25 protein-coding genes are annotated in these 12,661 nt (G+C 40.3%); all 25 read right to left on the bottom strand.

Features of this window, described 5'->3' with window-relative positions:
• Positions 1–6: 6 nt before the first annotated feature.
• Complete coding sequence (locus LKE05_RS03660; protein ID WP_308455948.1) at positions 7–957, bottom strand: DNA-directed RNA polymerase subunit alpha; 951 nt, start codon at positions 955–957, stop codon at positions 7–9.
• A gap of 105 nt (positions 958–1,062) precedes the next feature.
• A complete protein-coding gene (gene rpsD / locus LKE05_RS03655; RefSeq protein WP_022231096.1) occupies positions 1,063–1,656 on the bottom strand; it encodes a 30S ribosomal protein S4 in 594 nt (197 codons plus the stop codon).
• 33 nt (positions 1,657–1,689) lie between these two features.
• The gene (gene rpsK / locus LKE05_RS03650) at positions 1,690–2,088 is read right to left on the bottom strand and encodes a 30S ribosomal protein S11 (RefSeq protein ID WP_117968366.1); all 399 of its coding nucleotides are present in this window, start codon (positions 2,086–2,088) and stop codon (positions 1,690–1,692) included.
• Positions 2,089–2,105: 17 nt separating this feature from the next.
• Positions 2,106–2,474 carry a 30S ribosomal protein S13 gene (rpsM, locus tag LKE05_RS03645; RefSeq protein WP_022231094.1) on the bottom strand — a complete coding sequence of 123 codons (369 nt, stop codon included), beginning with the start codon at positions 2,472–2,474 and terminating at the stop codon, positions 2,106–2,108.
• 282 nt (positions 2,475–2,756) lie between these two features.
• Entirely contained in the window at positions 2,757–2,870 is a 114-nt protein-coding gene (gene rpmJ, locus LKE05_RS03640) for a 50S ribosomal protein L36 (RefSeq protein ID WP_008516283.1), read from the bottom strand.
• A 41-nt stretch (positions 2,871–2,911) separates the two neighbouring features.
• Positions 2,912–3,130, bottom strand: coding sequence for a translation initiation factor IF-1 (gene infA, locus LKE05_RS03635; protein ID WP_022231093.1), 219 nt, complete (start codon positions 3,128–3,130; stop codon positions 2,912–2,914).
• A 34-nt stretch (positions 3,131–3,164) separates the two neighbouring features.
• A complete protein-coding gene (locus tag LKE05_RS03630) occupies positions 3,165–3,422 on the bottom strand; it encodes a KOW domain-containing RNA-binding protein (protein ID WP_147514166.1) in 258 nt (85 codons plus the stop codon).
• A gap of 9 nt (positions 3,423–3,431) precedes the next feature.
• Positions 3,432–4,178, bottom strand: a complete 747-nt coding sequence (gene map / locus LKE05_RS03625; RefSeq protein WP_308455947.1) for a type I methionyl aminopeptidase — start codon at positions 4,176–4,178, stop codon at positions 3,432–3,434.
• A gap of 3 nt (positions 4,179–4,181) precedes the next feature.
• On the bottom strand, positions 4,182–4,820 hold the full coding sequence (locus LKE05_RS03620; RefSeq protein WP_022231090.1) for an adenylate kinase: 639 nt from the start codon (positions 4,818–4,820) through the stop codon (positions 4,182–4,184).
• A 23-nt stretch (positions 4,821–4,843) separates the two neighbouring features.
• Positions 4,844–6,178: a preprotein translocase subunit SecY gene (secY, locus tag LKE05_RS03615; protein WP_117968369.1), complete on the bottom strand. Its 1,335-nt coding sequence runs from the start codon at positions 6,176–6,178 to the stop codon at positions 4,844–4,846.
• Between the two features lie 2 nt (positions 6,179–6,180).
• A complete protein-coding gene (rplO, locus tag LKE05_RS03610; RefSeq protein WP_022231088.1) occupies positions 6,181–6,621 on the bottom strand; it encodes a 50S ribosomal protein L15 in 441 nt (146 codons plus the stop codon).
• A gap of 20 nt (positions 6,622–6,641) precedes the next feature.
• Positions 6,642–6,821, bottom strand: a complete 180-nt coding sequence (gene rpmD, locus LKE05_RS03605; RefSeq protein ID WP_022231087.1) for a 50S ribosomal protein L30 — start codon at positions 6,819–6,821, stop codon at positions 6,642–6,644.
• A gap of 19 nt (positions 6,822–6,840) precedes the next feature.
• Positions 6,841–7,344, bottom strand: coding sequence for a 30S ribosomal protein S5 (rpsE, locus tag LKE05_RS03600; protein WP_022231086.1), 504 nt, complete (start codon positions 7,342–7,344; stop codon positions 6,841–6,843).
• A 19-nt stretch (positions 7,345–7,363) separates the two neighbouring features.
• Positions 7,364–7,723, bottom strand: coding sequence for a 50S ribosomal protein L18 (rplR, locus tag LKE05_RS03595; protein ID WP_022231085.1), 360 nt, complete (start codon positions 7,721–7,723; stop codon positions 7,364–7,366).
• A 19-nt stretch (positions 7,724–7,742) separates the two neighbouring features.
• On the bottom strand, positions 7,743–8,291 hold the full coding sequence (gene rplF / locus LKE05_RS03590; protein WP_022231084.1) for a 50S ribosomal protein L6: 549 nt from the start codon (positions 8,289–8,291) through the stop codon (positions 7,743–7,745).
• Positions 8,292–8,382: 91 nt separating this feature from the next.
• Complete coding sequence (rpsH, locus tag LKE05_RS03585; RefSeq protein ID WP_022231083.1) at positions 8,383–8,781, bottom strand: 30S ribosomal protein S8; 399 nt, start codon at positions 8,779–8,781, stop codon at positions 8,383–8,385.
• A gap of 193 nt (positions 8,782–8,974) precedes the next feature.
• Complete coding sequence (locus LKE05_RS03580) at positions 8,975–9,160, bottom strand: type Z 30S ribosomal protein S14 (RefSeq protein WP_022231082.1); 186 nt, start codon at positions 9,158–9,160, stop codon at positions 8,975–8,977.
• A 19-nt stretch (positions 9,161–9,179) separates the two neighbouring features.
• A complete protein-coding gene (gene rplE / locus LKE05_RS03575) occupies positions 9,180–9,719 on the bottom strand; it encodes a 50S ribosomal protein L5 (protein WP_022231081.1) in 540 nt (179 codons plus the stop codon).
• Between the two features lie 26 nt (positions 9,720–9,745).
• The gene (gene rplX / locus LKE05_RS03570; protein ID WP_022231080.1) at positions 9,746–10,069 is read right to left on the bottom strand and encodes a 50S ribosomal protein L24; all 324 of its coding nucleotides are present in this window, start codon (positions 10,067–10,069) and stop codon (positions 9,746–9,748) included.
• 21 nt (positions 10,070–10,090) lie between these two features.
• Entirely contained in the window at positions 10,091–10,459 is a 369-nt protein-coding gene (gene rplN, locus LKE05_RS03565; RefSeq protein WP_022231079.1) for a 50S ribosomal protein L14, read from the bottom strand.
• Positions 10,460–10,551: 92 nt separating this feature from the next.
• Complete coding sequence (rpsQ, locus tag LKE05_RS03560; protein ID WP_022231078.1) at positions 10,552–10,809, bottom strand: 30S ribosomal protein S17; 258 nt, start codon at positions 10,807–10,809, stop codon at positions 10,552–10,554.
• Between the two features lie 76 nt (positions 10,810–10,885).
• Positions 10,886–11,089: a 50S ribosomal protein L29 gene (rpmC, locus tag LKE05_RS03555; RefSeq protein WP_022231077.1), complete on the bottom strand. Its 204-nt coding sequence runs from the start codon at positions 11,087–11,089 to the stop codon at positions 10,886–10,888.
• 2 nt (positions 11,090–11,091) lie between these two features.
• On the bottom strand, positions 11,092–11,514 hold the full coding sequence (rplP, locus tag LKE05_RS03550) for a 50S ribosomal protein L16 (RefSeq protein ID WP_022231076.1): 423 nt from the start codon (positions 11,512–11,514) through the stop codon (positions 11,092–11,094).
• 2 nt (positions 11,515–11,516) lie between these two features.
• Positions 11,517–12,245, bottom strand: a complete 729-nt coding sequence (gene rpsC / locus LKE05_RS03545) for a 30S ribosomal protein S3 (RefSeq protein ID WP_117968371.1) — start codon at positions 12,243–12,245, stop codon at positions 11,517–11,519.
• 19 nt (positions 12,246–12,264) lie between these two features.
• Positions 12,265–12,603: a 50S ribosomal protein L22 gene (gene rplV, locus LKE05_RS03540; protein ID WP_022231074.1), complete on the bottom strand. Its 339-nt coding sequence runs from the start codon at positions 12,601–12,603 to the stop codon at positions 12,265–12,267.
• Between the last annotated feature and the right edge of the window lie 58 nt (positions 12,604–12,661).

The following is a 12,661-nucleotide window of genomic DNA, read 5'->3' as shown; positions in this document are numbered from 1 at the left end:
CTCCTATTAATCTTCTTCTTTTTTAAGGTAAAGACCTAAACCATTCAATTTGTTTATGACTTCTTCAAGCGACTTTCTACCAAGGTTTCTAACCTTCATCATATCTTCTTCAGATTTGTTTGTAAGGTCTTCAACCGTGTTAATACCAGCACGCTTTAAGCAGTTATATGAACGAACTGATAAATCAAGTTCCTCGATAGTCATTTCAAGAACCTTTTCCTTCTTGTTCTCTTCCTTTTCAACGATGATTTCAGTATTCTTAGCGTCATCTGAAAGGTCTACGAACAATGAAAGTAGGTCGTTCATTATCTTAGCAGCCAAAGACACAGCCTCATCAGGCTTAATTGTTCCGTTTGTCCATAGCTCAACTGCCAACTGTTCTCTATCTGTATATTGACCTACACGAGTGTTTTCTACTGTATAATTAACCTTCGTTACAGGAGTATAGATAGAATCCACAGGGATTACTCCGATTACCGGCTGCATTGCTTGCTTGTTCTTATCAGCACTTACATAGCCTCTGCCCTTTGATAGAGTAATCTCAATATAAAGATTTGCATCATCATTAAGTGTTGCGATATGAAGATCCGGATTAAAAATCTCAACATCATCGTCACGCTTTATGTCACCTGCTGTAATTTCCTGTGCGCCCTTTGCCTCGATGTAAACAGTCTTTGGAAGATCAACGTGAATCTTCAAAGCAAGCTTTTTAATGTTAAGTATAAGCTCTGTAACATCTTCTGTAACACCGGGTACAGTTGAAAATTCGTGCTGCACACCTTCAATTTTAATTGAAGTAGCAGCCGCACCAGGCAATGATGAAAGTAAAATTCTGCGTAGTGAGTTACCAAGAGTTGTGCCGTAACCGCGCTCAAGAGGAGATACAACGAATTTGCCGTATCTGCCGTCGTCACTCATTTCAACGCATTCTATATTAGGCTTTTCCATTTCTATCATTTCAGAACCCTCCTTCATAATTAGAGATGACTTCGGAGCAGTCTAAGCTCCGAAATCTCTCGAAAAAACATATATATATATCCACGTACCGAGGGTAACATATAATTATTTAGAATAAAGTTCGACGATAAGGTGTTCCTCAACTTCGTAGTCGATGTCATCTCTTGCAGCCAATGTGATAACCTTACCTGTAAGTGTATTCTTATCCATTGAAAGCCACTTTGGAACAACCCTGTTTGCGTTTGTTTCAACGATTTCCTTAATTCTAACAGAGTTCTTACTCTTTTCTCTAACTGCTATTACATCACCCGGCTTAACAAGGTATGACGGAATATCAACCTTTTGACCGTTTACTGTGATATGACCGTGATTAACAATTTGTCTTGCTTCACGTCTTGTATTAGCCAAACCTAATCTGAAAACAACATTGTCAAGTCTTGACTCAAGGATTTGAAGCAACATTTCACCTGTGATGCCCTGTTTCTTTGTAGCCATTACATAGTACTTTCTGAATTGCTTCTCAAGTACACCGTATATAAACTTAACCTTTTGCTTTTCATTAAGCTGCAAGCCATATTCAGACTGCTTTTTTCTGCCTTGCTTTGGGTTTCTGTTTGACGACTTATCAATACCCATTGTTGCAGGGTTAATGCCCAAAGTCTTGCATCTCTTTAACACTGGTTGTCTGTTTATTGCCATGTTAATTTTTCCTCCTTTACAATAATATACAAATCAGACTCTTCTTCTCTTTGGTGGTCTACAACCGTTATGAGGAATAGGAGTTACGTCCTTAATCATTGTAACATCAAGACCTGTTGCTTGAAGTGCTCTGATTGCAGCTTCTCTACCTGCACCAGGGCCCTTAACGTAAACTTCTACTGTCTTCATTCCATGTTCCATAGCTGCCTTAGCTGCTGTTTCTGCAGCTGTTTGAGCAGCGAAAGGTGTGCTCTTTCTTGAGCCGCGGAAGCCTAAACCGCCGGCACTTGCCCAAGATATAGCATTACCAGCTGTATCTGTAATTGTAACTATTGTATTGTTGAAAGTTGAACGGATATGAGCCGCGCCTTTTTCAATATTCTTTCTATCACGACGTCTTGTACGTGTAGTCTTCTTTGCTACCTTAGCCATTTAGCTTAGTCCCTCCTTTATTTCTTCTTACCTGCAATCGCTCTTGCAGGACCCTTACGGGTTCTTGCATTGTTCTTTGTGTTTTGTCCTCTTACAGGAAGACCTCTTCTGTGACGGATACCTCTGTAACATCCGATTTCCATAAGTCTCTTGATGTCAAGAGCCAACTGTCTTCTAAGGTCACCTTCAACTGTGTATTCAGCGTCGATAACTTCTCTTAGCTTACTTACATCTGCTTCTGTAAGATCCTTTACTCTTGTGTCTGGGTTTATACCTGTTTGAGATAGAATCTTTTGAGAACTCTTTAGTCCAATGCCGTATATATAGGTAAGACCAATCTCTACTCTCTTTTCTCTAGGTAAGTCAACACCTGCTATTCTTGCCATACTTTTCTACACCTCCATTAAAAGATATCATCAAAAAATTTTTATAGTGTTGTATTAAAACTCATTCAGGCTGTTCGCCTGAACAAGTCATAAACAAATTTTAATGCAGTGCTTTTCACTGCGTTTTGCAAAATAATATATAAATTAGTATCCTGTGATATAACCTCTCGGCTATTTTAATCAGTTCAGATTTGAGTGCAGTCCAAAGCTTCTTTCAAACTGCCGTGTACTTAGTGTACACAAAGTTCGAAAAAGGTTCGGAATGTGCAAAATATGGACTGATTAACCCTGTTTTTGCTTATGCTTTGGGTTCTCACAAATAACCATTACTTTGCCTTTTCTCTTTATGATTTTGCACTTTTCGCAAATTGGTTTTACTGACGGACGTACTTTCATATCTATTACCTCCTTGTCGTCACTTATCTGACCGAAGTAAATTATTTACTTCTCCATGTAATTCTGCCCTTATCAAGATCATAAGGACTCATTTCAAGAGTTACCTTATCTCCCGGTAGAATTTTTATGAAATTCATTCTCAGTTTGCCTGAAATATGTGCTGTAACCTGGTGCCCATTTTCAAGCTCAACTCTAAACTGTGCGTTAGGCAAGTTTTCAACAACTTTACCTTCAACTTCTATAACATCTTGCTTAGACATATGTTATAAACCTCCTTTAGATACGCTTTCAGGTTTAATTAAACTCCGCTAATGCTTTTCGCACCTCTGAATTTGTAACCTTACCCGCAGTTGCAAGTTTGTTACTTACAAAATCCGAAACAGAGTTTGTACCCTGAAGGTGCTTGAGCTTTTTCTTTTTCGGGTGATCCACTTTTCGCAATTCACCGTTTGCAAGATAAACAAAATCGCCTTCTCTTGAAAGGACGATGAACAAATCACCCTTGTCACGTCCCGCAATGGAACGCACGATTGAACCCTCTATAATTTCCATATAATACTCCTAAAGTGTTAATATTTCACACCCGTCTTTTGTAATCAATACGGTGTTTTCATAGTGGGCTGACAAACTTCCGTCATCAGTTACAACTGTCCAATCATCATCAAGTACCGCAACATTATAATCACCTGCATTAACCATAGGTTCAATAGCAATTGTCATACCTGCGGCAAGCTTTACGCCATGACCGGCTTTGCCAAAATTCGGTACGCTCGGATCTTCATGAAGATTACGACCAATTCCATGACCGACAAGGTCACGCACTACGCTGTAACCATGCGATTCAACATACTGCTGAATTGCTGACGAAACATCGCCTAATTTGGCACCGTGCTTTACATATTTAATTCCCTCAAAAAAACTTTGACGTGTAACGTCTATAAGATTTTGTGCCTCGTCCGAAATCTTTCCGACTCCGAATGTTCTTGCGGCATCACTGTGCCATCCGTCAAGTATAGCGCCCATATCAATGCTGATTATGTCGCCCTCTTTCAAAATGGCTCTCTTACTTGGAATTCCGTGAACAACCTCGTCATTGATTGACGCACAAATTGTTCCCGGGAAACCGTTATAATTAAGGAAATTAGGTTTTGCACCTTGTGATATAATAAAATCATATGCGATTTTATCAAGCTGCGCCGTTGTTACACCCGGTTTGATGTGCTTCTCAAGAAGCTCAAGCGCACCTTTTGTAACCTTTGCTGACGCACGCATTTTTTCGACTTGTTTTGCTGATTTAATAGTTATCATAACTCACACCTCAAGTCCCAAAGCCTTAGCAACATTGCTTGTTGTATCTTCAAGCTTATCCTCGCCCTTTGCAGTAACAAGAAGTCCAAGCTTTTCATAATACGCTTTTATCGGCTCTGTCTGTTCGTGATAAACATTAAGTCTGTTCTTGATTGTTTCAGGAACATCATCGGCGCGCTGAATAAGTTCGCCTTTACATTTATCACATATTCCTTCAGTTTCAGGCTTGTTTGATATGATATTGTACGGTGCTCCGCACTTTGAGCATTCACGTCTTGATGACAAACGCTCGATTATTGCCTCATCGGCAACTTCAAGAGAAAGCACTTTATCAATTTTTACGCCCGATTCTGTCAATGCCTCAGCCTGAGCTGTTGTGCGAGGGAATCCGTCAAGGATAAATCCCTTTGCACAATCAGGCTTTTGCAATCTTTCTTTTACTATAGAAACAATTACGTCATCCGGAACAAGTTTTCCATCATTGATATACTTTTCAGCAATCTTTCCGATTTCTGACTGTTCCTTGATGGCGGTTCTCAGCATAACACCCGTTGAAATTGTGTTTATATCCAATCTCTTAGATAAAATTTCGCCTTGAGTGCCTTTTCCTGCCCCCGGAGGGCCCATTAATACCAAATTCATACTAAATACCGCCTTTCCTGAAATTATTCAAGGAAACCTTTATAATGACGCATTGTCATTTGTGATTCAATTTGTCTGACAGTTTCAAGAGCAACACCTTCCATAATTAGAAGTGATGTACCGCCGATTTGAAGTGCCGTTACATTGAATATCGCACCGACAATTACAGGTAGGATTGCAATAATTGCAAGGAAGAATGCACCTACAAGATTTAATCTTGAAGAAATCTTTCCTATATAATCGCTTGTCGGCTTACCAGGTCTGATACCCGGAATGTATCCTCCACTCTTCTTCATATTATTTGCAAGTTCAATCGGATTGAACTGAATTGAAGAATAGAAATATGTGAAGAATAGTATAAGCAACGCATAAAGAATTGCGTATACAAGACTGGTCCACCATGCTGACGCATAGCCGGCTGATAAACAACCAAGGATATAATATCCAAGACCGGCTGTCGGCATATTACCGCCTGAAACCAATCTTACGATTGTTGCAGGGAATGCCATGATTGAAGATGCAAAGATGATCGGCATAACGCCGCCTGCTGCAACTTTAATCGGAATGTTTGTGCTTTGTCCGCCGTACATTTTTCTTCCTACAACACGCTTAGCGTACTGAACCGGAATTCTTCTTTCAGCCTCTGAGAAGAATACAACGAACGTGATAGCAGCTATTGCCACAACAATGATGGCAGCTACGAATATAAGACCCTTTGCATTTACGCCTGCTCCCAAGAATTGATTATAAATTCCGTATGCAGCTGATGGTATTCTTGATACGATACCTGCAAAGATAATTAGTGATACGCCGTTTCCAAGTCCCTTTTCTGTAATAAGTTCACCCAACCAGATAATAAATGCTGTACCGGCTGTGAATGTAAGAACTATTACGAAAAATGTTAAAACGCTTGGATTTTTGATTGCGTCAAGACCGTTTGTAACGCTCATATTGTAAAGTGTTACATAAAGTCCGGCACCTTGTATGAATGCCAACGCAATACCAAGGTATCTTGTAATCTTGTTAATTTTCTTTCTGCCCTCAAGACCTTCTTTAGCCAGACGCTCAAGAGAAGGTATTGCGACAGTAAGAAGTTGAACGATAATAGATGCGTTGATGTATGGTGAAACACCCATTGCCATAACTGTTGCGTTTGAGAACGCACCACCTGTGAATACATCGAACAAGCTGAACAAGTCAGTTCCGCCGTTTCCAAGGAACGCTTGCATAGCGTCAGCTGTCAGATACGGTACAGGAATATGTGCACCGAATCTGAAAACTATAAGCATCATTAATGTAAATAGAATTCTGCGACGTAGGTCCGGAATTTTCCAAGCATTCTTTAGTGTCTGTAACACGATTACATCACCTCAGCCTTTCCGCCTGCCTTTTCTATTTTTTCCTTTGCAGAAGCGCTCATCTTAGCCACCTTTACAGTAAGCTTTTTGTTAAGCTCACCTCTGCCAAGTATTTTAACACCGTCAAGTGTTTTGCTGATTATACCGTTTGCCTTTAGTGTTTCTGCTGTAACTTCTGCTCCGTCCTCAAGCTTATTAAGCTCCTCAACGTTAACAGCAACATACTGCTTTGCAAATATATTCTTAAATCCACGCTTAGGAAGTCTTCTGTATAATGGCATTTGACCACCTTCAAAGCCCGGTCTAACGCCACCGCCACTTCTTGCGTTTTGTCCTTTATGACCTTTTCCCGAAGTTTTACCTGTACCGCTTCCGATACCTCTGCCCACTCTCTTAGGAGCGAACTTTGAACCTTCAGCAGGTTGCAATTCGTTTAAGTTCATTTGCTACACCTCCTTACTAATTAGTTTTCTTCAACTGTTACAAGGTGAGATACCTTGTTAATCATTCCTCTGATTTGAGGTGTGTCATTGTGTTCAACAACACTTCTTATTTTCTTTAGTCCAAGAGCTTCAACAGTAGCGATTTGGTCTTTCTTTCTGCCGATTGTACTCTTAACTAATGTAATTTTTAGCTTAGCCATATTACTGTGTGCCTCCTTATTAACCTCTGATTTGGTCTACAGTCTTGCCTCTTAGCTTAGCAACTTCTTCAGGCTGCTTTAACTCTGACAATCCCTGTATAGTAGCACTAACTACGTTTCTCTTGTTATTTGATCTCAAGCTCTTTGCTCTGATGTCTTTAACACCTGCAAGTTCAAGAACCGCACGAGCAGCACCACCTGCAAGCACACCAGTACCTTGTGCAGCCGGCTTAAGAAGAACCTTACCTGCACCTGAAATACCAACAACTTCATGAGTAATTGTTGAACCTACAAGAGGAACAGAAATCAAATTCTTCTTTGCGCTTTCAATACCTTTTCTGATTGCGTCAGGTATTTCAGCAGACTTACCTTGACCGAAGCCAACGTGACCATTTCTGTCACCAACAACGACCAAAGCGCTGAATCTCATTGTTCTACCGCCTTTAACAGTCTTAGCAACACGGTTGATTGCTACGACATTTTCCTCAAGCTCTAAAGCTTCTACGTCTATTCTTTCAGCCACTTATCTCTTCCTCCTTCTATTAGAATTCCAAGCCGCCTTCTCTTGCGCCTTCTGCAAGAGCAGCAACTCTGCCGTGATATACATATCCGCCTCTGTCGAATACTACTGCTTTAATGCCTGCTGCAAGAGCCTTTTCAGCCACTTTCTGACCGATTGCCTTTGCACCTTCAACGTTTCCGCCGTAGCCTTCAAATTCTTTGTCCATGCTTGATGCTGAAACAAGTGTAACACCCTTTACATCATCAATAACCTGAGCATATATATGTTTTGCACTTCTGAATACGTTTAGACGAGGTCTCTCCGCTGTGCCGGAGATGTTCTTTCTAACTCTTGCGTGGCGTCTAACTCTAGCCGCTTTTGTATCTATCTTCTTAATCATTTAAGAACACTCCTTTCAATTATTTCTTCTTAGCTCCTGTTTTACCTTCTTTACGTCTGATGTGTTCATCAACGTACTTAATACCCTTACCCTTGTATGGTTCAGGCTGTCTGTACTCTCTAATCTTCGCTGCTGTTGCACCAACGTCTTCTTTGTTGGCACCTTTAACGATGATTTTGTTTGGAGCAGGAACTTCGATTGTTACGCCTTCCTTTGCTTCATACAAAACAGGATGTGAGTAACCAAGACTCAAGTTAAGAGTCTTGCCTTGCATTGCAGCTCTGTAACCAACACCGTTGATTTCAAGCTCTTTTGTAAAGCCTTCTGTAACACCGATAACCATATTGTTTACAAGTGTTCTTGTAAGACCGTGCAATGACTTGTGCATCTTATCTTCTGAAGGACGCTCTACTGTGATAACTCCATCGTTAAGCTTAACGATCATATCAGGATGAAGTTGTCTTGAAAGTGTGCCGTTCTTACCTTTTACTGTGATTTCGTTTGTATCACTGATCTTTACCTCAACTCCGGCAGGAACAGTGATAGGTAACTTACCTATTCTTGACATAGGGATTTTTCCTCCTTAACTTAAATTTGCTCTGTTTTACACACAGCCGTGTGTTTCCACAGGTTTTCAGTTATTTTTTTATTAATATTAATTACCAGATGTAAGCAAGTACTTCGCCGCCAACGTGCTGCTTTCTTGCTTCCTTATCTGTCATAATACCCTTTGATGTTGAAACGATTGCGATACCAAGACCCTTAAGAACTCTTGGAAGTTCGTCAACGCTTGCGTAGAATCTAAGACCAGGCTTAGAAACTCTCTTAAGACCGCTTATAACTCTTTCCTTGTTAGGTCCGTATTTCAAAGTAATTCTGATAACGCCTTGTTTACCGTCTTCGATTACTTGAAAATCTTTTATATAACCCTCATCATTAAGGATTTCAACAATCGCCTTCTTCATGTTTGAAGCAGGAACATCGACTGTTTCATGCTTTGATGAGCTTGCATTTCTGATTCTTGTAAGCAAATCTGCGATTGGATCAGTTATTTGCATTTATTTTACCTCCTTACGCTCTCACAAACCGCAAGCGGTTTGCCTTATGCTACGGTATTTGATGTCTCGCATCAAATACCTGCTTCAGCTATAACTTGCTGTGCAAGTCACTTTACCTCTTTCGGATTTTTGTAAGTCCGAATTTTATCATATATCTAAAAATCAATTCGTTTCTTATAAGAAACGCTCGATTTTACCAGCTTGCTTTTCTTACGCCAGGGATTTGACCTTTGTAAGCCAATTCTCTAAAGCATATACGGCAAATACCAAACTTTCTAAGGTAAGCATGCGGTCTGCCGCAAATCTTACATCTTGTATAAGCTTGTGTTGAATACTTAGGTTGTTTCTGTTGTTTTAAAACCATTGCTTTCCTTGCCATGTTAAATCCTCCTTTTTAACTATGAACGGAACGGAGCGCCCATTAACTTTAGAAGTTCACGAGCTTCTTCGTCTGTCTGTGCAGTTGTGACAATGTTGATGTCCATACCTCTGATTTTGTCAATCTTATCATAGTCAATTTCAGGGAATATAAGCTGTTCCTTAATACCAACAGAATAGTTACCTCTACCGTCGAAACCGTTAGGGTTGATACCTCTAAAGTCTCTTACACGTGGAAGAGCAACATTGAAAAATCTGTCTAAGAATTCATACATCTTGTCAGCTCTAAGTGTTACTTTACAGCCGATATTCATTCCTTCTCTTAACTTGAAGTTCGCAACTGACTTCTTAGCCTTTGTTATAATAGGCTTTTGACCTGTTATAGCAGCCAAATCTCCGCAAGCAGCCTCGATTGCCTTAGGGTTGTCTTTAGCTTCACCCATACCGATATTTATAACGATCTTGTCGAGCTTAGGGATTTGCATTGTACTTTTATAGCTGAACTTCTCCATAAGAGCCGGAGCAACTTCTTTATTATATTTATCTTGCATTCTACTCATTGTTAGAATCTTCCTCCTCTCGAAAATTAATCGTTAAGTTCTGCATTACACTTCTTGCAGTATCTCATCTTTGAACCGTCATCAAGAACCTTAACACCTGTTCTTGCAGCTTTACCGCACTTTGAGCAAACTCTCATTACGTTTGATGCGTCGATTGGCATTTCCTTATGGATAATACCGCTTTCCTGACCTTGAACTCTTGCCTTTTGATGTCTCTTAGCAACAGCAACGCCTTCAACGATTACCTTACCGTCAGCCGGAATAGCTGTGATAATCTTGCCCTCTTTACCTTTATCTTTGCCGGCGATAACTTTTACAGTGTCGCCTCTTTTTACATGCATCTTTTTCATTGTATCAATTATCCTCCTTAATTAAAGAACTTCCGGAGCCAATGATAGTATCTTCATGTACTCTTTATCTCTAAGCTCTCTTGCAACAGGGCCAAAAATACGAGTACCTCTTGGGTTTTTGTCATCTTTTACGATAACTGCTGCGTTCTCATCAAATCTGATGTATGAACCGTCAGCACGCTTTGACTCTTTAACCGTTCTGACTACAACAGCTTTTACAACGTCACCTTTTTTTACAACGCCGCCCGGTGTTGCCTTCTTGACACTGCAAATGATTTCGTCGCCAACTGCTGCATATCTTTTCTTACTGCCGCCCATAACTCGGATACACATAACTTCCTTTGCGCCAGTGTTATCAGCCACTTTTAAAAGTGTTTGTTGTTGAATCATTAAAACTTCCTCCTTACGCTTCACAAATCGCAAGCGATTTGCTTACTACAACTTGCAAAGCAAGTTGTTCCACTCTTTCCGGGAACGCTATATTACTTAACTTTTTCTACTATTTCAACGAGTCTCCATCTCTTGTCCTTTGATAGAGGTCTTGTTTCCATAACCTTTACCTTATCGCCGATAGAGCATACGTTTTCTTCATCATGTGCCTTTAGTTTGTAAGTTCTCTTAACGATCTTACCATAAAGCGGATGCTTTTTATTTTCTTCAATAGCAACAACGATTGTCTTATCCATCTTATTGCTGATTACTTTACCGATCTTAACCTTACGGCTGTTTCTTTCTTCCACAGATAAGTGCCTCCTTCCGCACGTTTCTAATAATCTTCTATCTGCTCAATTTGTACCTGTCAAACAAGTACCGGCATTACATCGCACTGCCTTGTAGTTCTCTTTCATGAATGATGGTTAAAATACGAGCGATAGTCTTCTTTACATCACCAATTCTCTTTGGATTTTCTAATTGGTTAATAGCATTCTGAAATCTCAAGTTGAAAAGCTCTTGCTTGCTTTCTGCAAGTTTTTCTTCCAATTCAGCTGTTGATAAATCTCTTAGCTCATTTACTTTCATTCTTATTCACCATCCTCTGCTTGACGTTTTACAAACTTACACTTGATTGGTAGTTTGTGCATAGCAAGACGCATAGCCTCTCTTGCTACTTCTTCACTTACGCCTGCCATTTCAAAAAGCACTCTGCCAGGCTTAACTACTGCTACCCAATACTCTGGAGCACCCTTACCTGAACCCATTCGAGTTTCAGCAGGTTTTCTTGTTACCGGCTTATCAGGGAATATCTTAATCCAAACCTGACCGCCACGCTTTGTATATCTTGTCATAGCTATACGGGCTGCTTCAATCTGTCTTGAAGTAATCCATGCCGGCTCAAGAGCCTGAAGGCCGAACTCGCCGTGTGATACAACGTTACCACGTGTTGCCTTACCCTTCATTCTGCCACGCATAACTCTTCTGTATTTAACTCTCTTTGGTAACAACATGATTATCTGCCTCCCTTCGGTCTTCTATCGCCGCGTCTTCTGTTATCGCGTCTGTTATTGTCAGCCGCTTGTTGAGCAGCTTCCTTTCTTCTGCCGTCAGCAACGTTTAGGATTTCACCTTTGTAAATCCAAACCTTAACGCCAAGAATACCGTATGTTGTATGAGCTTCAGCGAAACCATAGTCAATATCAGCTCTCAATGTCTGTAGAGGAATTGTACCCTCGTGATATTGTTCTGTTCTTGCGATTTCAGCACCGCCTACACGACCTGCAACTGCAGTCTTGATACCCTTAACGCCAAGACGCATTGCTCTGCCCATAACTTGCTTCATTGCACGTCTGAATGAAATTCTTCTTTCAAGCTGTGCAGCAATGTTTTCAGCAACAAGCTGTGCATTTGTATCAGGAGTCTTAACCTCCATGATGTTTACGTTAACAGTCTTTGAAGTAAGCTTTTCGATTTGAGCCTTTAGCTTATCGATTTCAGCACCGCCTCTACCGATGATGATACCAGGCTTAGCAGCATGAATTGTGATAAACACTTTATTCTGCTTTCTTTCAATACCGATCTTAGCAACACCTGCATCATAGCAAGCCTTCTTAACGAACTTTCTTATATTATAATCTTCAACCAACTGGTCTCCGAAATCTTTTTTACCTGCAATCCACTTAGAATCCCAATCTTTTATAACTCCGACTCTAAGTCCGTGTGGATTAACTTTTTGTCCCATGAGTGAACCTCCTTTTCGATTAGTCTTCCATTTCCTTTAATACTAAAGTGATATGGCTGGTTCTCTTTAAAATCTTGAACGCTCTGCCTTGAGCATGAGGCTGAATTCTCTTTAAAGTAGGACCTTGTGTTGCGTAACATTCTGCAACGTATAACTTATTCTTATCCATATCATGATTGTTCTCTGCGTTTGCAATCGCTGACGCAAGAAGCTTTGTCAAATACTCGCTTGCTGCTTTAGGTGTGTTGTTTAGAATACCCATTGCAACGTTAGCAGGCTTGTTTCTTATTAGATCAAGCACTATCTTAACCTTTCTAGGTGAAATACGAGCATATCTTAACACTGCACGTGCTTCCATGTGGATTCCTCCTTTTGCAATATTAGTAACGGGATTTAACATCCCTCTGTAAATCTTA

The sequence above is a fragment of the Hominilimicola fabiformis genome, assembly GCF_020687385.1.
In the GTDB taxonomy this organism is placed as follows: Bacteria; Bacillota; Clostridia; order UBA1381; family UBA1381; genus Hominilimicola; species Hominilimicola fabiformis.
This window is presented reverse-complemented; position numbering and strand designations above follow the sequence as displayed.